General features: G+C 34.7%; 15 protein-coding genes. 14 read left to right on the top strand and 1 reads right to left on the bottom strand.

Annotated features, from left to right (window positions below; translation table 11 throughout):
* The first annotated feature begins 56 nt into the window (after nucleotides 1-56).
* The 14 genes from H0I41_RS08475 (at nucleotide 57) to H0I41_RS08415 (ending at nucleotide 19681) form a co-directional block, all read left to right on the top strand.
* Nucleotides 57-953, top strand: a complete 897-nt coding sequence (locus tag H0I41_RS08475) for an ABC transporter ATP-binding protein (protein WP_095182735.1) — start codon at nucleotides 57-59, stop codon at nucleotides 951-953.
* Complete coding sequence (locus H0I41_RS08470) at nucleotides 946-2172, top strand: ABC transporter permease (protein WP_011162520.1); 1227 nt, start codon at nucleotides 946-948, stop codon at nucleotides 2170-2172. Before H0I41_RS08475 ends, H0I41_RS08470 begins: the two co-directional genes overlap by 8 nt.
* Nucleotides 2173-2255: 83 nt before the next feature.
* Nucleotides 2256-4562: a glycoside hydrolase family 31 protein gene (locus H0I41_RS08465; protein WP_053107366.1), complete on the top strand. Its 2307-nt coding sequence runs from the start codon at nucleotides 2256-2258 to the stop codon at nucleotides 4560-4562.
* A gap of 176 nt (nucleotides 4563-4738) precedes the next feature.
* Entirely contained in the window at nucleotides 4739-5497 is a 759-nt protein-coding gene (locus H0I41_RS08460; RefSeq protein ID WP_011162518.1) for a DeoR/GlpR family DNA-binding transcription regulator, read from the top strand.
* Complete coding sequence (gene pfkB / locus H0I41_RS08455) at nucleotides 5494-6408, top strand: 1-phosphofructokinase (protein WP_011162517.1); 915 nt, start codon at nucleotides 5494-5496, stop codon at nucleotides 6406-6408. The genes H0I41_RS08460 and pfkB overlap by 4 nt, the downstream gene beginning before the upstream one ends.
* Nucleotides 6409-6448: 40 nt before the next feature.
* On the top strand, nucleotides 6449-8434 hold the full coding sequence (locus tag H0I41_RS08450) for a PTS fructose transporter subunit IIABC (protein WP_011162516.1): 1986 nt from the start codon (nucleotides 6449-6451) through the stop codon (nucleotides 8432-8434).
* A 340-nt stretch (nucleotides 8435-8774) separates the two neighbouring features.
* On the top strand, nucleotides 8775-9242 hold the full coding sequence (locus H0I41_RS09445) for a YSIRK-type signal peptide-containing protein (RefSeq protein WP_228099711.1): 468 nt from the start codon (nucleotides 8775-8777) through the stop codon (nucleotides 9240-9242).
* Between the two features lie 255 nt (nucleotides 9243-9497).
* On the top strand, nucleotides 9498-14168 hold the full coding sequence (locus tag H0I41_RS08445; protein WP_234694678.1) for a mucin-binding protein: 4671 nt from the start codon (nucleotides 9498-9500) through the stop codon (nucleotides 14166-14168).
* 99 nt (nucleotides 14169-14267) lie between these two features.
* Nucleotides 14268-15053, top strand: a complete 786-nt coding sequence (locus H0I41_RS08440; RefSeq protein ID WP_004898016.1) for a Cof-type HAD-IIB family hydrolase — start codon at nucleotides 14268-14270, stop codon at nucleotides 15051-15053.
* 29 nt (nucleotides 15054-15082) lie between these two features.
* Entirely contained in the window at nucleotides 15083-15361 is a 279-nt protein-coding gene (locus H0I41_RS08435) for an ArsR/SmtB family transcription factor (protein ID WP_011162513.1), read from the top strand.
* Between the two features lie 300 nt (nucleotides 15362-15661).
* Complete coding sequence (locus H0I41_RS08430; RefSeq protein ID WP_011162512.1) at nucleotides 15662-16561, top strand: metal ABC transporter solute-binding protein, Zn/Mn family; 900 nt, start codon at nucleotides 15662-15664, stop codon at nucleotides 16559-16561.
* Between the two features lie 36 nt (nucleotides 16562-16597).
* Nucleotides 16598-17257 (top strand): metal ABC transporter ATP-binding protein, encoded by a 660-nt coding sequence (locus tag H0I41_RS08425; protein ID WP_135014197.1) that lies wholly within the window; start codon nucleotides 16598-16600, stop codon nucleotides 17255-17257.
* Nucleotides 17257-18048, top strand: a complete 792-nt coding sequence (locus tag H0I41_RS08420) for a metal ABC transporter permease (RefSeq protein ID WP_011162511.1) — start codon at nucleotides 17257-17259, stop codon at nucleotides 18046-18048. The genes H0I41_RS08425 and H0I41_RS08420 overlap by 1 nt, the downstream gene beginning before the upstream one ends.
* Before the next feature lie 121 nt (nucleotides 18049-18169).
* Complete coding sequence (locus H0I41_RS08415; protein ID WP_167739982.1) at nucleotides 18170-19681, top strand: L-lactate permease; 1512 nt, start codon at nucleotides 18170-18172, stop codon at nucleotides 19679-19681.
* Between the two features lie 68 nt (nucleotides 19682-19749).
* Here H0I41_RS08415 and pepF read toward each other — a convergent pair whose 3' ends face one another.
* Nucleotides 19750-21558 (bottom strand): oligoendopeptidase F, encoded by a 1809-nt coding sequence (pepF, locus tag H0I41_RS08410; protein WP_135014195.1) that lies wholly within the window; start codon nucleotides 21556-21558, stop codon nucleotides 19750-19752.
* Nucleotides 21559-21596: the final 38 nt, after the last annotated feature.

The following is a 21596-nucleotide window of genomic DNA, read 5'->3' as shown; positions in this document are numbered from 1 at the left end:
AAATATTGATATAATTAAGGCTAACTTTAATAAAATTTATCTAGAAAGAAAAAACTATGTTACAAGTAGAGAACTTAAATAAAAGCTTTGGAAGCAAACAAGTTTTGTTTGATATTAACTTCAAAGCAGACAATGGAAAGATATTAGGCTTAATTGGTAAAAACGGCTCAGGAAAAACAACTCTTTTTCATAGCATCTTAAAGTTTGTCAAATATCAGGGAAAAATTACTATTGATGGACATTCTTTTTCAAGTCGGGATTATAACTCTGTCGGCTATTTACCTGAAGAGCGTAGCTTAATGCCAAAATTAACTGTTTTAGAGCAAGTAAGTTTTTTGGCTAGTTTAAAGGGAATGAAAAAAGATGAAGTAAAACATGATTTGCAAGATTGGATGCAAAAGTTAGAAGTTAAAGGCCAAATTACCGATAAAATAAAAAGTTTATCTAAAGGTAATCAACAAAAAATCCAATTAATTGCGACTCTTATTCATCAGCCAAACTTAATTATTTTGGATGAGCCTTTTAGTGGGCTCGATCCGGTAAACGTCGAAATAATTAAAGAGGTAATCTTACAAGAAAAGAAACGCGGAGCTACTATTCTATTTTCTGATCATGATATGTCTAATGTTGAGGAATTGTGTGACGATGTAGTAATGATTAATAATGGACATATTGTGTTAAACGGTGCTGTAAATGATGTTCGCAATAATTTTGGTTTAACTCGATTGTTTATTAGAACTGACCTGAATCTTGATAATGTTAAAAATTTACCTGGGGTTGAAAATGCTATTTTACAGAATAATGGTATCTACAAACTTTGGTTAACAAACGCTAGTTACGGAAAAGAAATTTTTAATACGCTCTCCCATGGAAAATACTTGCAAACTTTTGATCAAGAGCCACCAACTTTAGATGAAATTTTCAAAATGAAAGCCGGTGAAGAGAATGAATAAAACTTGGTTAGTTGCTAAAGAAACATATCGTAGAGAAGTAAAAAATTGGTCATTTTTATTGATGATTTTCGCACCATTTCTTGTATTATTGATTTCTTTTTTCTTTGGGATGAGTTCATCTTCAGCTTTCGACAGTGATACAAAGGTAGGAATAGTAAGTCAAAATCAGAGTATTGTTCAGCCATTAAAGAAAACAGAAGATTTTGATGGATATAAAAATAAGGCAAAAGCTGAAAAGGCCTATAAAGATGGTGATATTAGTGGTTATATTGTGGTGAAAGAGACTTCTACTCAATTAGTTGCGAACTACTATGGTACCGAAAGCCTTGATAATGATGTTAAGACTGAGTTGATCAGAGTTTTAAACACTCAGCAGCAAGCACTTAATCTAAAAAACGCTAAGCTCAGTGAGCAACAGATGCAGTCACTTTCTCAAAAAGTTAAATTTACTGAGAAAACTAATGATAAAAAATTGAATGCAAGTGATGAAAAGAATTTAAAGACAGCTACTTTTTGGATTCTAATTTTTGTTTTATACTTTTTGGTTCAGACTTATAGCACCATCATGGCACAGGATATTGCCAGTGAAAAGGGAACTAAAATTATGGAAATGATCTTTTCAAGCATGCCTGGTGGAAAGTACTTCGATGGTAAAGTGTTGGGTATTTTCCTTGAAATTCTAACTCAGTTATTAATTTATGCTGTGATGTTTTCTGGCTTTTATTATATGGCTCCTCATATTGACGGAGTAAAAGATACATTTGCTCAAATAAAGCCTGCTATCGATCAAGCTTTAGGACAAATAATTTCTTGGGGATTATTATTCGTCGTGCTTGGCTTGATCCTATATATCGTTTATGCGGCTGTTTGTGGTGCAATTGTCACTAAAGCTGAAGATGCTAACAAGGCAGTACAACCCTTAGTTTATTTAACTCTACTCGGATTATTTAGTAGTATGAGCTTATCTAATAATCCTGATGGTATTTTTGCCATGATTATGTCTTACATACCATTTTTATCATCTTTCTTAATGCCCCTTCGACTAATTAAAGGAAACGCGACTGGCTTAGAGGCAGCAATCTCTCTAATAATTCTATTAGTATTTTTGCTAGGATCGATTTGGTGGATTAGAAAAATTTATCCAAGTCTTATTTTGCAAACTGATGATAACGGTATGTGGAAGAATATGAAGCGTGCATTACAAGGCATTAAGGAATAAAAATTTAACTACTCAGCTTTCAAAAGTTGAGTAGTTTTTTGTGATAAAATTGAAAGCGAATACAAATAATGTAGAGGCTTAATATGAATACAAATAGTTTGGAAACATATGCGATTAATAAAAACAAAATAAAGATAAATTTTGTTAATTCTAGTATTGAATTAACAATCTTAACACCTGAAATAATCCGTGTATTTCAAAATCGCGGTGAGCATACTAAGTCATATGCAATTGAAGGAAATAAGGCAATAGACACTAAATTTAAAGTTGAGAAAAAGAATGACTATCTTGAAATAAAAACTTCAAAATTAATCATTAAAATTTATCACGACGAAAAAATAGATGTTTATGATGCAAAAGAAAATCCCTTAATTATTGACTATTGCGGCTCTAGAATTCCAATTGATCGACAAACAGATTCTAGCCAACAAAAGTTGGCCGAGTCGGAAGGGCATGAAGTGGTCACTAGTAGAAGAAAAGATGTCCACTACTATGAACTAGTCAAAGAATTAGCAGACGATGAGCAATTTTATGGCTTAGGTGATAAGACCGGTTTTTTAAATAAACGACACTATGCGTATGAAAACTGGAATACAGATAACCCTGAGCCGCATGTGGAAAGTTTTACTCGTTTATATAAGTCGGTTCCATTTCTAATTGGATTGAAGAAAAATCATCCATACGGAATTTTTTTCGATAATACTTATCATAGTTATTTTGATTTAGGCAAAGAAAGTAATAAATACTACTACATTGCAGCTGATAATGGAAATATTGATTATTACATTATTGGCGGCAGAGACTTAAAAGAAATTGTTAAAAATTATACTTACTTAACTGGAAAAACACCGCTGCCACAAAAGTGGACATTAGGTTATCAACAATCTCGTTGGGGATATAGTATAAGCGCTGAAAAGGTAGAAGAAATTGTTACTAAAATGCGAAAATATCACCTGCCATGTGATGCTATCCATTTAGATATTGATTATATGGATGGGTATCGAGTTTTTACCTGGAGGACAGATACCTATGATGATCCTAGAAAATTTATTGATAAACTTCACAAATTAGGTTTCCATGTGATTACAATTATTGACCCTGGTGTCAAAAAAGACGATAGTTATCAGATCTACCAAGAAGGAATTAAAAAAGGATATTTTGTAAAAGCACCAAATGGGCAAGTTTATGTTAATAAGGTTTGGCCTGGGGATGCTGTCTATCCGGATTTTGGGCGTGAAGCAGTCAGAAAATGGTGGTCAGAAAATTGTAAGTTTTTAGTTGATTTAGGTGTTGATGGAATCTGGGACGATATGAATGAGCCGGCCTCATTTAATGGAGAAATTCCAAAAGATATTATTTTTAATGATGAAGAAAAGGAATCAACACATGCTAAAATGCATAATGTTTATGGTCACAATATGGCTAAAGCAACCTATTATGGCTTAAAGAATTTAACTGGTAAACGCCCATTTGTGATTACCCGTGCTGCTTATGCGGGAACACAAAAATACTCCACAGTTTGGACTGGTGATAATCAAAGTTTATGGGTCCATTTACAAATGATGATTCCGCAACTATGTAATTTAGGAATGAGCGGTTTTGCTTTTGCTGGGACAGATATCGGAGGATTTGGTGCAGATACTACACCAGAACTATTAACAAGATGGATTGAAGCAGCACTTTTTAGTCCTCTTCTTCGAAATCATGCGGCTATGGGTACACGCTCGCAAGAGCCATGGATCTTTGGAGAACCAACGCTATCGATATATCGCAAGTACTTACATTTGCGCTATCATTTTATTCCATATCTTTATGATTTATTTGCTCAAGAAAATAAGACTGGGCTTCCGATTATGCGACCTTTGGTTTTAAACTATCCAACTGATCCAGCAGTTAAAAATATGAATGACGAATATATGGTTGGTACAAATATTGTGGTAGCGCCAATTGTTGAAGAAGGTAAAAAGTGGCGAGCTGTTTACTTACCAGAAGGGGAATGGATTGATTTTTGGAATAATGTTACTTATAGCGGTAATAATACGATCTTAGTTAGTGCCCCGATTGATAGGTTACCCTTATTTATTAAGAAAAATACTATTTTGCCGTGGGGAGAAGTTAAGGAACATATTTCCACTAGACCAGATGAAAAAATGACATTTAGAGTGTTTGGTGAACGTGGTAAATATACTCACTATCAGGATAATGGAACCGATTTTGGTTATCAAAAGGGTGAGTACAATCTTTATGAGATAAATGTAGATGGTCATAAAGTTACTATCAATTTGAAAAAGCATGGATATGAGCCAAATTATCAAAGAATTGAAATTAGGACTACTAATGAAAAAATGAATTTTATTTATAAAGATAGAAAATATATACAGGTTAATTAATTTAATGAAAATGAGCTAGTGCGATGTTGTGCTAGCTCATTTTTTATATAGAAAACTTTTCACTTTTAATAGCTTTAGTTTTGACTAATATTGAATGAATATGAATGATTTTGACGAAAAATGATTGAATTTATATCTGAAAGCGTTTATCATATTAAATGAGGTGATGATGAACGATGCTGACCGAGGAACGTCAACAAGCTATAGCAACCTATATTAATAAACACAGTATCTGTCGTGTTAATGAATTGTGTAAGTTGACTAAGTCATCAGAGTCAACAATTCGCCGTGACCTCATTGAATTAGAAAAGCGTGGCGTGATTGTTCGTGTACACGGAGGAGCACGCTCACTGCAAGATTATTCACGTGATGTTGAACAACAAGTGAGATTTAATCTTAATGTTGACAATAAACGTGAGATTGCACGTTTTGCTGTGATAAATCATGTTACTAATGGAGATCATATTTTTCTTGATGCTGGAACGACAACTTATGAAATGGTGCCATTTTTGCGAGAAGTTAATGATTTACATGTAGTTACTAATGGCGTTGATGTTGCACTAGCATGTTTAGACAATGGAATTCATACTCGCTTGTTAGGGGGCGAGGCTAAGCTTGAAACGCATGCAGTCATAGGCAATACAGCTATGAAGCAGCTACAAGAAATGAATTTTACAGTTTCATTTATTGGAGCTAATGGTTTAACAGCAGATGGCCAATTTACTACGCCAGATCCAGCAGAAGCTGGGATAAAAAAAGCTGCAATTGAGCAGGCTAAAGAATCGTTTATTTTAATGGATAGTAGTAAGATTGGTGTAGCAAATTTTGCAAGTTTTGCACATATCAATGAGGCAATACTCATCACTAACAATTTAAGTACAGGTAAAGAAAATATCTTACCTGAACAAATCAGAGTTGAGGAGGCTCGGTCATGATTTATACTGTTACAGTTAATCCAGCATTAGACTATGTTATGCAATTAGAAAAGGTGGAAGCTGGTAGTGTTAACCGTTCAAATGATTGTCAATTTTTAGCTGGTGGTAAAGGAATTAATGTTTCTCAAATTTTGAACCAACTTGATGTTGATAACACTGCTTGGGGATTTGTTGGTGGTTTTACTGGCAAAGAATTAGTTCGCCAATTAAACGTTAAAAAAATTGAAAGTGATTTTGTAACTATTTCTGACGATACCCGTGTTAATGTGAAAATTCATGCTCAAAAAGAAACTGAAATTAATGCGGCTGGTCCAAAGATTGATGCACAAGAAATTACTGCTTTTAAGGCGCGTTTGGATGATCTTAATGAAGGCGATATTGTTGTATTAAGTGGTAGTTTAGCACCAAGTTTACCAACTGACTTCTATGAACAATTATTACCAACTATCAGAGAAGCTGGTGCTGAATTTGCAATTGATACTACTGGGGAAGCTTTACTTGCAACTTTGAAGTACCACCCATTAGTTATTAAGCCTAACCATCATGAATTAGCAGCTTTATTTGATACAAGCTTTGCTAATGATCAAGAAATGCTTGAAGCAGCTAAGAAACTTTTAGACATGGGTGCACAAAACGTCATGATTTCTATGGCTGGCGACGGTGCATACTTAGTAACTAAGGATCATATTTACCATGCAAGTGCTGCTGTTGGTACTGCTGTTAACTCAGTTGGCGCTGGAGATTCAATGATTGCCGGCTTTGTAGGTACTTACTACAAGACTCATAATGTTGTTGAAGCATTGAAAGTCGGATCTGCTTGTGGTGGTGCTACTGCATTTACTGAAGATATTGCAGTTAAGAGTCAAATTGATGCTGTTTTACCACAAATTACAGTTGAAGAAGTAAAGTAGTTAAAACTAAATAATACAGTTAGGATAGGGAGTTATTTTCATGAAAATTGAAGATCTTTTAAGTCCTGATTTAATGATTATGGATCTGAAGGCTACTACTCAAGAAGAAGCTATTAAAGAAATGGCTGATCTTGAAGTAAAGCAAGGTGTTGTAAATAACGAAGAGGAATTCATTAAATCAATCTGGGCTCGTGAAAAAGAATCAACAACTGGTATTGGTGAAGGAATCGCCATGCCACACGCAAGAAACAAGTACATTAATCGTGCCGCTGTTTTATTTGCAAAAAGTCCTAAAGGAATTGATTATAAAGCTCTTGATGGACAACCAGTTCATTTATTCTTTATGATTACTGCACCAGCCGGTGCTGATAACACACACTTACAAGCTTTAGCTAAGTTATCAAGTTTACTAATTAATCCAGATGTTGTTAATGCTTTAAAGGCAGCAACTACACCAGAAGAAGTTATTGATATCTTTAAAAAAGCAGAAGCTGAAAAGGATGCTCAGGACAAGGCCGATGCCGAAAAGAGAAAGGCCGAAGCTGCAAAAGAAGCATCTAAGCCTGCTAGCGAGCAAAAGCCTTTAATTGTTGGTGTTACTGCATGTATCAATGGTATTGCACACACTTACATGGCTCAAGAAGCTTTAATTAAGGCTGGTAAAAAATTAGGCGTTGATGTTCGTATTGAAACTAACGGTTCTGAAGGTGTAAAAGATAAGCTTACTCCAGAAGAAATTAAACGAGCAAAAGGTGTCATCATTGCCTCTGATAAAAAAGTTGATATGCCACGTTTCAATGGTAAAGAACTTGTTATGAAGCCTGTTGTAGATGGTATTAACCATCCAAAAGAATTGATTGAAGATATCTTAGAAAACAAGGCTCCAATTTACCATGCTGATAGTAGTGCAAGTTCTAGCGATAATGATGCAAAAGAAAAACAAGGTTTGTGGGCATCTATCTACAAGAACTTAATGAGTGGTATTAGCCACATGCTTCCATTCGTTATCGGTGGTGGTATCTTAATGGCCATCTCCTTCATAGTGGAAAACTATATGGCTGGTGGCGCTAAGAACCCTGCATTTATTTTCTTAAATAGTGCTGGTAACTTAGCCTTTGCATTTATGGTTCCTGTATTAGCTGCTTATATTGCTGAATCAATCGGCGACTTACCTGCCTTGATGCCAGGGTTTGTTGGTGGATACATGGCAGCCATTGTTAACGGTACTAACGGCTTACAAGTTAACGCACAAGCACATGCTGTATCTCCAGCTGGATTCTTAGGTGGTATCGCTGCAGGTTTCATTGCTGGATATATGATGATTGGATTGAAGAAGTTATTTGCTAAACTTCCAAAATCAGTAGAAGGTATGAAGCCAATGTTGCTTTACCCAATTTTGGGCTTGCTTTTCATTGCTTTGATTATGTTCTACATCATCAACCCAATCTTTAGTTCAGTTAACTTTGCTATTACCCACTTCTTGAACAGTATGGGTACTGGTAACCTTGTAATTTTGACAATGATCTTAGCTGGTATGATGGCTATCGATATGGGTGGTCCTTTCAACAAGGCTGCTTATGTCTTTGCTTCAGGTGCATTTGCTAACGATCCACATTCTGCAACTGCTGCAGTTATGATGGCAGCTGTTATGGTTGGTGGTATGGTTCCTCCATTTGCTACTGCAATTGGTACTACTTTCTTTAAGAACCGTTACACTAAGGAAGAGCGTCGTGCTGGTGTATCAAACTGGATTTTAGGTTTCTCATTCATTACTGAAGGTGCTATTCCATTTGCTGCAGCTGACCCAGGTCGTGTAATTCCTTCCTGTGTAATTGGTTCAGCAGTTGGTGGTTTACTTGTTGGATTGTGGCACATCCAAGTACCAGCTCCTCACGGAGGACTATGGGTATCACCATTATCTAACCATATTTTACTTTACTTCGTAGCTACAATTGTTGGTTCTATTGTAGCCGGTCTAATTATGAGTTTCTGGAAGAAACCTATCTCTGAAGACCCAGATGAATAAAAATAACTAATTAAAAAGTAAGATTCTGAAAAATTTTAGAATCTTACTTTTTTGTTTAATAAATAACATATATTTACTATAGTAATGTATAGCATTGAAAATGCAAGATTTTTGAAATCGCATTCTTATTGATATATAAAGAAAAATAATATATAAATAGATTACAAGTTCACACAAATATCATAAATTGTACACAATTAAATCATAGATTATCCGTATACTTACTTAATGTAAAAAACAAATATAACAAGGTGAAATAAATGATTATTATCTTAATAATCATTAGCAAGAAAGCTATAACTTAATGCTCACCTAATACTAGAAGTATGAGGATAAAATTATGGTTTCCAAGAACAATTATAGTGAAAAAATGCGAAAAATTAGACCGCAAAAGCAACGCTTCTCTATTCGTAAGTTTACTGTAGGGGCTGCTTCTGTATTAATTGGTTTAACCTTTATGGGGGTTAATAATCAGGAAGCTCAAGCTGACACTACAGTTGCTCCAGAGGAAAGCGTAAAAGTCGAAAGTAGTACAGCTAGTGACATAACAGAGACGATGGATAACGTAGTAAATACTGAGGAACAGAGTATATCTACTACTGACAATCAAACAGAAGTTATGTCGGCAGAAGAAAATAATGAAGTAGAAAATGATGTAACTGCTTCTGGTGAGACTGGTAATGAAGAAGTAAAAAATGATCGGTCGATTTCTTCTGTAGAAACAGATGATGTAGACAAACAAGCAACTAACGAAGTAGTAACTTATAATGCTGAGTCAATTAATGGAGACACAGCAGTAAAAAATTAAAATACTAATACAACTGAAACTAATTTAGTTGAAAATACTACTCCTGTAGAAGAAGCTCAAGCAGTTGAAGACGTAGAGAAAAATGCTGCTTCTGTAGATGTACAGCCAGTTGAAAGCGTAGAAAGCAATACAGTTTCCGTAGAAGAAACACAACCAGCTGAGAAGGTAGAAAACAATACTGTATCTGTAGAAGCAGATCAGCCTATTGAAGCTGAAACTAAGGTTGAAAATGAAGCTTCTCCAATTGAAGAATCAGTGGTTAAAGAAAATATAACTATTCAGTCGAATGCTAAGGAAGTTCAAAGTAAAGCTGCTGTAACTATTCTGGGAACAGATGCGGATAATTATCCGAAAAAAGCGGGAGATTTAATTGGTGATAATAGGTACATTTATCAAATTTTAAACTTGAATGGTACAAGTTTTGTGAGTAGTGATAACAAAAAGCTTATCTTGTCTGTAAATCGAAATAATCTATCCGATGACAATCTTTATGCATATGTAACTGACAATAGTTTTACTGAAATTTTGTCTACCCATACTATTCAAGCAGGCCATTTTAAGAATATTGAGGTAGTCAATGGGTGGCACACTGTAAAATTTTTAGTAGTTAACAGTGGTAAATCTAATATTTCTATTAATGGAAGTGAAACGCCTGTTGGAAACGCTAGTACAGTTGTGGGAAGTACAAGAATTGAATATTGTCTAGGCAATAGTACTAGCATAGATGCGAGTTCAATTGGTGAAATTATCCCAGTTTATACTGAACAGTCTGTGATTAAATACTATTACAATCAAAATGGCAATTTAATAGAAATTCCAGGCACTGATAAATATCCAAACGTTAACATATCTGGTTGGACTGGGCAAGGATTTATTGTTGACAACGTTGATCAATACAAACAGCTAATTAATGGCTTTTACTTAGATGCTTCAAAACTTCCTACTGGTTCATTTACTGGAACACTTTCTCAATTTGGAGATGGTAGTTACTATAAGAAAGTATACTACAGTGCTGGAGATAAAAATGAAGGTACTATTGATCAGTTAACTGTAGATTTTACAGTAGTTTACCGTCAAATTGACGCTACTGGTAAGATGGAAGTTTTGATGTATGATGGCAAAGACATGACTAAGGTTATTGAAAGCCATACTGTAGAAGCTGGTAAATCAGTTAACTTCTCTCATAACAACTACACAGCTAGAAACCCATTCGTAACTGACTCAGCTCATGAAGTACAGTTTGTTTATAAAGAATTAGGTTCTTTAATTTTAGTTGATGAAAACGGGAAAGAAATTCATCCATCTGTAAAATTTAACAATGATAAAGATGATCCGACTAAGGCTGGTCTAACCTATACACCGGTTATTGAGGGATATATTGCTGATATTGAATTTGTAACTCCAGAAGATCCGGGTAAAGATATCAAGGTTGTATATCGTTTACGTGAGGATGCTAAAGCTACAATTACCATTGTTGATTTAGATAATTTAGAGAATAATGGTGGTAAAGTTGCAGAATTAAATGCAACTGGAAAAGTATATTCTGTAATTAATTTTGTTGACTTAAGTACTACACTCCAAGACTTGATTGATAGAGGATATGTAGTTATTAGCAATGATTTTAAACCAGGAACAAAATTTGATGTAAAAGATTTAGAATTTAAGATTGAGTTAAAGCATGGTCTTGAAGAAATTAATGAATCACAATCTGTAGATAAAATTATCAACTATGTAGATGGGGTTGGTAATAAGCTACATGATTCAGTTACACAAACAGCCATTTTCAAGACGAATGGTTATCGTGATAAAGTGACTGGAAAGATTGTAGAAGTAACAGAAGTTGAACACGATGATGGTTACGTAATTGCTATTGAAATTACCAATAAGGACGCTAGTTTACAGTGGACTTCTAAGACGGATGTCTTTGAATCGATCAAATCTCCAGATATTGTTGGTTACACTACTACACAAAAATGGAGTACTGCGGATAAAGTAGATCAGGATGTAAAGCATAGAGTAGAAAATATTGTTTATGATAAAAAAGCTCAAGTTGGTACAATTACTTTTTGGGATGAAACTTCTAACAAGCAACTTGGATCAACTATCAATATTGCGGGTAATTACCGGGAAGTAATTAACTATCAAATAATTGAAAATGTTTTAAATAGCATCAAAGACTATGAAAATAATAACTATATACTAGTAAGTAATCCTTTAACTTATGCCACAACATTTGGGGATGCAGAGTACAATCCTGGCTGTAATGATTTTAGGGTTATTTTAAAACATAAAATCGCTGAAAATACACAAAATAAAGAAGTAAACCGAGTGATTACTTATGTTTATGCAGATGGACCTAATAAAGACCAAGAAGCTGCAAATTCTGTTACTCAAAAAGTTACATTTATTGGAACGGGCCAATATGACTTTGTTGATAAAGCTTGGATTGGTGATATTGTTTGGACAACTGAAGCCGGCGATATGAACTATACTTTTGCTCCAGTAGAATCACCAAAGGTTACAGGGTATGGCGCAGATAGAGGAATTGTAGAAGCTAAGATAGTAAGTGGAAGCTCTGATAATATCACTGAAGAAGTTCTTTATTATGCAAATCAAACGGGAGCTAGCATCCAATACATTGATGACGTAACTGGACTAGTTATCGGTGGGGATGAAGTACAGGGTAAAGTGGATCATCAAATTAACTGGAAACAAAACCATGAAAATGTCCTTAACCTGTTTATAGAAAGTGGATACAAACTTGTAAGTAGTGACTATGAATTTGGTAAAGATTACTACTATTCTGCAGATGAAGCTAAGAATAACTTTACAATTCATTTAACTAGAGATTTGATCATTATTGATCCAACGAATCCCGATAGCCCAGCTTACGGATCAGAAGATTACATTAAAGAAGTAATTCAAGAGATTCAATATGTTTTTGAAAATGGCAGTACCGCAGCTGAAAGTAATAAGCAAAATATCAAATTTACAGCATACGGTGTTGTAGATAAAACAACTGGAAAATATGTAGTTCTTGATGAAAATGGCAAGATTGTTGTTGATGAAAATAAACAACCAATTGAAGGGACACTTACTTGGAAAGCAGATATAACAGATCCGAAATTTGCTGAAGTAATATCACCTACTCTAGCTGGTTATACAGCAGATAAAACTTGGGTTTCTGGAAGTTCTGTAACTGAAAATACTCCAAACAAGGTAATTGTGGTTACTTATACTGCAAATGCAGCTAATGCAGAAATTATCTATGTTGATGAGACTACCGGTAAGCAATTAGAAACTGCAGTAGTTGACGGTAAGTACAACGAAACAATTAACTACAGTACAGCCGATAAGATTAAATACTACGAAAGCTTAGGCTATGAATTAGTCAAAGATGGTTATGTTGGTGGAGAATTCGGTGAAGACACAAAGACTTTCTATGTAACCTTCAAGCATGGAACAGTAGTTGTAAATCCAGAAGCTCCAGGCAAGCCAGATGAACCAATTAACCCAGACAATCCAGATGGACCAAAATACCCAGCTGATTCTGCTAACTTGAACAAGGATGTAACTAATACTATCCACTATGTTTATGCAGATGGAACAACAGCTAAGCCGAGTCACACACAAACTTTAACTTTTGTTGGTTCAGGTGTGATTGACAAGGTAACTGGTCAATATGTAGAAGTCGATGAAAATGGTAATGTTAAGCTTGACGAGAACGGTAACCCAATTCCCGGCAAATTAACTTGGACAGCTAGTGATGGAACAACGTTTGTCGAAGTAGTTTCTCCAACAATTGTTGGCTACACTCCAGATAAAGGAGTAGTTAATGCAGTTGAAGGAATTAACCAAGATAGTAAGAACCTAGAAACAACAGTTATCTACACTGCAAATGCAGCTAAGGCAGAAATTATCTATGTTGATGAGACTACAGGCAAGCAATTAGAAACTGCAGTAGTTGATGGTAAGTACAACGAGACAATTAACTACAGCACAGCAGATAAGATTAAATACTATGAAAGTTTAGGCTATGAATTAGTCAAAGATGGTTATGTTGGTGGAGAATTTGGTGAAGACACAAAGACTTTCTATGTAACATTCAAACATGGAACAGTTACAGTTACTCCTGATGATAAATTTACCGAAGAGGATCCAATTAACCCAGACAACCCAGATGGACCAAAATATCCATTTGATTCAATTGCTTTAGATAAAACAATTACTCGTACAATTAAATATGTTTACGCAGATGGGACTAAAGCAAAAGATGACGTAGTTCAAAAGCTAAGATTCCGTGGTACAGCCATTATTGATAAAGTAACTGGCGAAGTTATTATCTTAGATAAAAATGGCAGAAAGATTTCTGATGGAATTAAATGGACAGCACTTGATGGAACTACATTTATACAAGTCATTTCTCCAGATATTGCCGGCTACACTCCAGATAGGAAAGAAATTGGCAGTCTTGAAAATGTAGATAATAATACTGACGATATCATTGAAACTGTAGTTTACAATAAGGATATCGTAGATCCAGAAGAACCAAAGGATCCGGTGGATCCAGAAGAACCAAAGGACCCAGTAGATCCAGAAGAACCGAAGGATCCAGTGGATCCAGAAGAACCAAAGGACCCAGAAGATCCAGAGGATTCAAAAGTTCCAGTTCAAGCTGAAACTCCAACTGAATCAACTAATGATGCTCCTATTCTTCCAGACCAACTTTCCACTAATACTACTATTAAGGAAGTAGCAACTGTAGAAACCAAAGAATCTGGTAAGGCAGAAGCAGCTACAACTGAGGATGTTTCATTACCTCAAACTGGTCATAAACATTCTAATGCAGGACGTATTGGACTAGGATTAGCAACCATTGCGTCACTTTTAGGCTTAGCAGGTACTAGAAAACGCAAGAAAGATTAAATTAGTTGAATAAAATAGTTTTGTGAAAAACGCTACCTCCGGGTGGCGTTTTTTAGTATAGTGGAGTGTGGATAATAAAAGTGGAAAGTGAGACTGAAAATGATTAAGCTTATTGCAACTGATATGGATGGTACTTGGTTAAGAGAAGATAAGACTTATGATAAGGAACTCTTTGAAAAAGAATTTCAAATTATGCAGGATCGTGATATTAAATTTGTTATTGCTAGTGGTAATCAGTATGAAAATATCCTCGATCGTTTTCCAAAAGCTAATAAGAATATGTACTTTGTGGCTGAAAATGGTGCTTTAGTAGCTCATGGAAATGAAATTCTTCAAATATCTGATTTATCTGACGAAGATTATCAAACCATGCTTGAAATTGTGGAAAAATTACCATATAAGGCTATTGTTGCTGGTGTAACTAGTGCATATGTTGAAAAAAGCAGTGGAAAAGAATTTGCGGAAGATCTAAAAAAGTACGTTAAGAAAATTCAAGTTGTTGATAGCTTTAACGATATCGATGATCGTATTTTTAAAGTAAGTCTTCGTGTTCCAGAAGATAAGATGCCTAAGGTCTTAGATAAACTTAGAGAAGATTATCCACAGATTGGTTTTGTCTCAGGTGCAAGTACTGCTATTGATATGCAGACTAAAGGAATGAATAAAGCCGTAGGTTTAGAATATTTAGGTAAAAAACTGAAGATTAAATCTAGTGAAATGGTGACATTTGGTGATAGTGGTAATGATGTTGGTATGCTTAAGTTTGCAGGTACGAGCTTTGCTACGGCTACCGCTCTTCCAGATGCAAAGAAAGCTGCGAATCAAATCATTGGATCTAGTGAAGAATCAAGTGTGCAAAAGAAAATTCTTGAGTTACTCTCATAATTAAATGTAAGTTGAGATAGGTGAACAAGTTGAACGATCAAATTATTCGAGTTACTAGAGCTTTAAATCATCCCATTCGAATTCAAATTCTTTATTACTTAAATGACAATCAAAAAAGTAGTGTAAATAACTTGGTAAAACAGTTTGATGTTAGTCAGCCAGCTATTTCTAGGCACTTAAGAATCTTAGAAGAGGCTAAGCTAGTTAAGAGTGAGCAAGTTAAGCAAGAGCGGTACTATAGCTTAGAAGATAAGCATGTAATTAAGATTCTAGATGTCTTGAGACGGCACGTTAATGAAGATTTTTAGTTCAAGGACTTGAATAATCACAGCATTTTGACTGTCTTTTTTCTGAACATCTTTGACAAACATATAAAAATATGTTTATATAAAGATGTAATTTTAGAGAAAAAGCATTAAATTAAAAATTCAGCAAATTTTTTATTATTTATACTTATTGATAGCATCAAGTCTGAGACGTCTTGGTGCTATTTGTCTATCTAGAAAAATGTTGACATAATAAAAAATTTAGCTTAGTCTAACTTTAAGTTAGAACTTATGCTGAATTTTCTAACTTAATGCTTTTTTGTTTTGCACAGGAGGATATATATGCAAAATTTTAAATCTAAAATTACAAAATTTATTTCTATTATGAGCTTAGTGACGCTTGTATCATTGATAACGGTAGGATGTTCGAATAAGCAAAATTCTGCCAAACAATCAGATAAAATTTCTATAGTTACTACAACTAATGTTTATTCAGATATTGCTAAAAATATTGTTGGAAAATATGGAACAGCGACTGCAATTATTGATAAAAGTAGCGTTGATCCACACGATTTTGATCCGACAACAGCAGATGCTAAAAAGGTAGCTCAGGCAAATATTATTGTTGCAAATGGGCTAGGTTATGATTCATGGATGAATAAGTTAGCGAAATCTGTTGATAAAAAGCCTGTCTTAGTCGGTGAAGACTTGATGGGATTAAAGAGCGGAGATAATCCTCATATTTGGTACAATTTAGATATGCCAACTAAGTACGTTGATTATTTGGTTAAGCGTTTATCTAAGTTGGATAAGAAGCATGCCGCTTATTTTAAGGAAAATGGCGAAAAATACTTAGCCAAGATCGACAAAATCAAACAGCTAGCTCAGGCTAATAAGGGTGATCAAAAACCAGTTTTTGTTAGTGAACCAGTCTTTGACTATGCTTTGCAAGAAGCTGGTTATAAAATAGGCGACAAGAAATTTGAAGAAGCCATTGAAAATGGTACAGATCCTAGTCCTAAGACAATTAACGAAATGAATAATGCTATTAAACAAAAGAAGATTGCCTTTTTTGTTAATAATACTCAGGCAAGTAGCTCAACAGTTAAGTCTTTTGTTAAACTTGCAAAAAAGAACAATGTTCCAGTTTTAAATGTGCGGGAAACTATTCCTAATAACACTACTTACTTAGCTTGGATGAAAGAAAATTATCAAAAACTAGCTGATATTCAAAATAATTAAATAGGATTGGTTTATTAGAAGAAGAGGAGGAGTGAGATGACTGATATATTAACAGTTAAAGACCTGGGGATGAAATTTGAGGATAAGGTAATTTTTAAAGACTTGAATTTTACCCTATCGAAGGGGTCGATGACAGCTCTACTTGGTGCAAATGGTACAGGAAAAACAACCTTGATTAGAATTTTGATGGGAATGTTACAACCAACGACAGGATCGTTTAAATTTGCGCCAGATACAAAAGTTGGTTATGTACCTCAATTTAGGAATCTGGATGCTGATTATCCCCTCTCAATCCGGGCCTTTGTAGAACTTAATACTCCTTTATTTAAGAACGCTCGGGTGAAGGGGAGAGTAAATCAAATTTTAAAAGAGACCCATTTACTAGATATTCAAAATACTAGGATGGGTGAAGCTTCCGGAGGTCAAAAGCAGCGTGCATATTTAGCTCAAGCTTTGTTAGATAAACCAGACTTCATTATTTTAGACGAGGCAACAGCTAGCTTAGATCCAGTTGCTAAAGAAGAGTTAATGTCATTGATTAAGCACTTAAATGAAAAACACGCAATGACTGTTTTGTTTACAACTCATGACATTCCTCTAGCTAAGAAATATATGAAAGATTATCTTTTATTTAAGGATAAAGGTTTAATTGCTGGTAAAATTAAAGACTTAACTGAAGAGGTGGGTGAAGAATAATGTTTGCATATGATTTTATGCGCTATGCATTTCTAGCTAGTACTTTTATTGCTATTACCTGTGGAATAGTGGGTGTATATGTTGTAGCTAGAAGTTTTTCATTCTTAGCTCACACTCTATCAGAAATTGGTTTTGCCGGAGCCGCTTTTGCGGTTTGGATTGGTTGGGTTCCTCTCTGGGGCATGGTTCTTTTTACTTTGCTTGGCTCAATCAGTGTTGGTGAATTATCCATGAGAAGTGATCAGAAAGAATCCGCAATTAGTGCGATTTCAGCCTTGTTTATTGGCTTGGGTGTACTATTTTTAGCTATTGCTGGCGGTAATAGTCGCTATGCGACTAACATCTTATTTGGTTCAATTATTGGAGTTGATAGAGATGGAGTCATTCAACTAGTTGTTCTTTCTCTCTTTGTTTTAGCAATAATTTTCCTAGTTTTAAGACAGTTAAACTATGATTCATTTGATCATGTAGGGGCAGTTAGCCATCATATTAATACAAGCTTAGTTTCAGTAGTATTTTTAATTGCTTTGGCTTTAGCTGTTTCAATTGGTGCACAAGTTGTCGGATCATTATTAGTCTTTATTTTATTAACTTTGCCATCTTCAAGTGCTCGCTACTTAGGTAAGACAATTCCTGCTATGTTATGTTGGTCAGTCGGGATCGCCTTGTTTGGAGTTTGGGCAGGTTTAGTTTTAGGATACGTAACTAATTTACCGGTCACTTTCTTTATTTCGATTATTGAAGTTGGAATTTATTTATTTGTTTATGGCGTTCATGCTTTTAAGAAATAAAACTGTTATTTAGAACCTACAAGGGCTCTCTTGCTCTTGTAGGTTTTTTGTTTTTAAATTTCCTTAATATGTGGAAAAAGGATAAAATTAAATAGTATTACTTTTTTAGATGAGGAAAACTATGTGGATAAATTTTTTATGGGCATTAGTGCCAATCATCTGGTTGATAATTTCTCTTGGAATTATTGGTATGCCGGCTTCAAGGGCATGTACGATTGGTTTAATTATTACAATTGCTGATGCTGTTTTAATGTTTAAACAACCCATAATTAATACTCTTTCTGGAGCCTTAGAAGGTATTATAATGGGAATTTGGCCAATCATGTATGTAATTTTGGCTGCGCTTTTTATATATCAGATTACAACTTATTCAGGTAGTATGGGGACGATTGAAAAATTATTATCATCAATCACAACCGATAAAAGAATTTTAGTATTAATAATTGCTTGGGGTTTTGGTGGCTTTCTAGAATCTATCGCTGGTTTTGGGACTGCTGTAGCAATCTGTGCAGGAATTTTAATTTCTTTAGGTTTAGAACCGATCCAAGCTTCAGTAATTTGTTTGGTTGCCAATAGTACGGCAACTGCATTTGGTGCAATTGGCTTGCCAGTTTTGACATTAGCTGAAGTAACTAATCTTAATGATGTGCAATTAGGATTTATTGTAACTTTGCAATTAGTCATTTTAGTTATTTTAGTACCTTTTATTTTAGTTATTCTTACTGGTAAAAGTATTAAGGCCCTTAAAGGTATTGTCTTTATTACTTTAATGTCAGGGGTTGGAATGGCAATTCCGCAAGTTATTATTGCTAAGTTTACTGGGGCAGAACTTCCAGCCTTAGTCGGATCATTGTTTTCAATTTTAGTTACTGTCTGGTTGACTAAGAGAAAAACTGGTTCAGTAGAGGAAGTAGAAAATGAAAGTGTTAGCGAGATTCTCAAGGCTTGTTCACCATTTATCCTGGTCTTTATTTTCGTTCTACTAGCTTCATCTCTTTGTCCACCTGTGAATAACTTTTTAACTAGTGTAACTACTCACTTACATGTTTACTTAGGAAAGAATCCTAATGATCTACCAATTAATTGGCTTTCCTCTCCAGGAACATTAATTTTATTAGCGGGAATAATTGGAGGAAAGATTCAAGGCTTAAGCTTAAGCCAAATGTTCAAAATCTTGCTCAATGTTTTGAAAACAATTGGGATGACAACAATTACAGTTTGTGCAATTGTGGGTTTAGCTAAAGTTATGGTATATGCAGGAATGACTAAAGCATTAGCGGTAGCCTTAGTAAGCTTACTTGGACCAGCTTATCCTTTATTTGCACCATTAATTGGGGCTCTAGGAACATTCTTAACAGGCTCTGCAACGTCAGCCAACGTTCTATTTGGTAACTTACAGTATTCTGCTGCTCAATCATTAGGAGTAAGCAAATATTGGATTGTTGCTTCAAATATGACTGGTGCAACTGCTGGGATGTTATCACCACAGAATATTGCAGTAGCTACTGGTGCAATTAATAAAGAAGGTTTAGAAGGAAAGATTCTAAAAGAAACGACTAAGTGGGGTAGTATTTACTTGTTAATTACCTGTGTATTTCTATACTTAGTTGGTTTGATTACTAAATTAGTATAAAGTAAAAAGTTCTTGATCTTAGAAGTTAGATCAAGAACTTTTTGTTTACAAATATATTTGTGTTTTTACTAGATTGTTTTCAATTCATCAACGATTTTTTCAAACTCATTAAGTCGTTTTTCAAAAGTATTAAATGCGTCTTTTAAGTAATCGGCCTTTGTCATATCGACACCGGCACATTTCATTATCTCTGTTGGATAATCTGAAGAGCCAGCCTTTAAGAAATTAATATAAGCGGTACGTTCTTTGTCAGTACCATGAACAACATTATTTGTGAGAGCTGTAGCAGCAGCAAAGCCTGTTGCATATTGGTAAACATAAAAGTTGTAATAGAAATGAGGAATACGGGCCCATTCTTTAGCAATCTCTCCGCCCGGTTCTACACTATCACCGTAATATCTTTGGTTTAAATTGCCGTAAAATTCATCAAGAACATCGGCAGTTAATGGTTGACCATTTGCGTCAGCTTCATGAATAAACTGCTCAAATTCTGCAAATTGTGTTTGACGGAAGAGTGTGCCCTTGAATGAATCAAGATAGTGATTCAAAACAAATGCGCGTGTTTTAGGATCAGTAATCTTATCTAAGAAGTATTCAGTTAAAATATTTTCATTAGTTGTTGATGCAATTTCAGCAACAAAAATTGGGTAGTCTCCATATACATATGGTTGAGTATTTCTTGTATACCAGGAATGCACTGAGTGTCCAGTTTCATGAACTAGAGTATATAGAGAATCAAGATTATCCTCCCAATTTAATAATTCATATGGATCAGTATCATAGGAACCACCAGAATAAGCGCCTGTTACCTTATTTTGGCTTTCAACCACATCAATTACACGATTATTAAAGATGTAATCAACATGTTCGAGGTAATCTTTTCCTAATGGCGCTAAGGCTCGTCTAGCTTCATTTTTTGCTTCTTCAAAGTTATAAGAAAGACTGGGCTCACCTGTTAATGGAACATACATATCATACATTTGTAAATCAGAAAGACCTAAAATCTTTTTTCTTAAACTAACGTAGCGATGAAGTAAGTTGAGGTGACTATTTACCTCTTTAACCAATGTATCGTAAACAGCTGTTGGTACGCCATTTTCACTTAAAGCAGCCTCTCGAGCTGAATTATATTTATGTACTTGAGCATTAAAATTGTGGGCTTTTACTTCACCTGATAAAGTTGAAGCGAGACTATTTTCAAACTGGCCATAGCTTGCATACATAACATCAAATGCATTTTTGCGAACATTTCTATCTTGTGACTGAATTAGAAGTGAATATAAGCCATCAGATAATTGGACCATCTCTCCGTCTTCATCTTGAACATAGCCGTATTCCATATCAGAATTAGTTAAAACATTGAAAGTATTAGCGGAAGTTCCCATTGCATCTCCAGCAGCGGCAATAATTTTTTCTTCACTTGCTGGTAAAGTATGAGGACGTTTCTTAGTAATTTGTTCAAGTCGATGTTGATACTCTTTTAAACGGGGCTCATCTTGCATAAATTTAGCAAGTGTCTCTTCTGGGATAGATAAAATTTCAGGATCGACAAAGGAGATAGCAGCACTCATTTGGTTAGCTAAGCTTTGAGCTTTAGCAACAAGGCCTAGATAATGAGTATTACTAGTATCAACGTCGCTTGACATAGTAGCATAAACGTACACTTTTTCTAAACGACGATTTACAGATAAAATTTCTGTAATTCCTTCATATAAATCTTGACCAGATTTAGCAAGATTTCCCTTAAATCTATCTAAATTTTTAATTTCGGTTGCGACCCGATTATATTCTTTTTCCCATTCCTGATCGTCTTTAAAAACACGACTAAGATCCCATTTGAGATCATCAGATACTTCATTTCTTGTTGGAAGAGCCATACCTTTTCCTTCTTTCTACCATATAATTTTTATTAATC

It is taken from the genome of Lactobacillus johnsonii, from assembly GCF_014058685.1.
GTDB lineage: Bacteria > Bacillota > Bacilli > Lactobacillales > Lactobacillaceae > Lactobacillus.
Note: the sequence above shows the minus strand (reverse complement) of the source record. Positions and strands in the feature narration are given on the sequence as shown.

Coding starts and splice junctions, on each gene's coding strand:
- H0I41_RS08475 (WP_095182735.1), top strand. CDS start 57: ATGTTACAAGTAGAGAACTTAAATAAAAGCTTTGGAAGCAAACAAGTT.
- H0I41_RS08470 (WP_011162520.1), top strand. CDS start 946: ATGAATAAAACTTGGTTAGTTGCTAAAGAAACATATCGTAGAGAAGTA.
- H0I41_RS08465 (WP_053107366.1), top strand. CDS start 2,256: ATGAATACAAATAGTTTGGAAACATATGCGATTAATAAAAACAAAATA.
- H0I41_RS08460 (WP_011162518.1), top strand. CDS start 4,739: ATGCTGACCGAGGAACGTCAACAAGCTATAGCAACCTATATTAATAAA.
- pfkB (WP_011162517.1), top strand. CDS start 5,494: ATGATTTATACTGTTACAGTTAATCCAGCATTAGACTATGTTATGCAA.
- H0I41_RS08450 (WP_011162516.1), top strand. CDS start 6,449: ATGAAAATTGAAGATCTTTTAAGTCCTGATTTAATGATTATGGATCTG.
- H0I41_RS09445 (WP_228099711.1), top strand. CDS start 8,775: ATGGTTTCCAAGAACAATTATAGTGAAAAAATGCGAAAAATTAGACCG.
- H0I41_RS08440 (WP_004898016.1), top strand. CDS start 14,268: ATGATTAAGCTTATTGCAACTGATATGGATGGTACTTGGTTAAGAGAA.
- H0I41_RS08430 (WP_011162512.1), top strand. CDS start 15,662: ATGCAAAATTTTAAATCTAAAATTACAAAATTTATTTCTATTATGAGC.
- H0I41_RS08425 (WP_135014197.1), top strand. CDS start 16,598: ATGACTGATATATTAACAGTTAAAGACCTGGGGATGAAATTTGAGGAT.
- H0I41_RS08420 (WP_011162511.1), top strand. CDS start 17,257: ATGTTTGCATATGATTTTATGCGCTATGCATTTCTAGCTAGTACTTTT.
- H0I41_RS08415 (WP_167739982.1), top strand. CDS start 18,170: ATGTGGATAAATTTTTTATGGGCATTAGTGCCAATCATCTGGTTGATA.
- pepF (WP_135014195.1), bottom strand. CDS start 21,558: ATGGCTCTTCCAACAAGAAATGAAGTATCTGATGATCTCAAATGGGAT.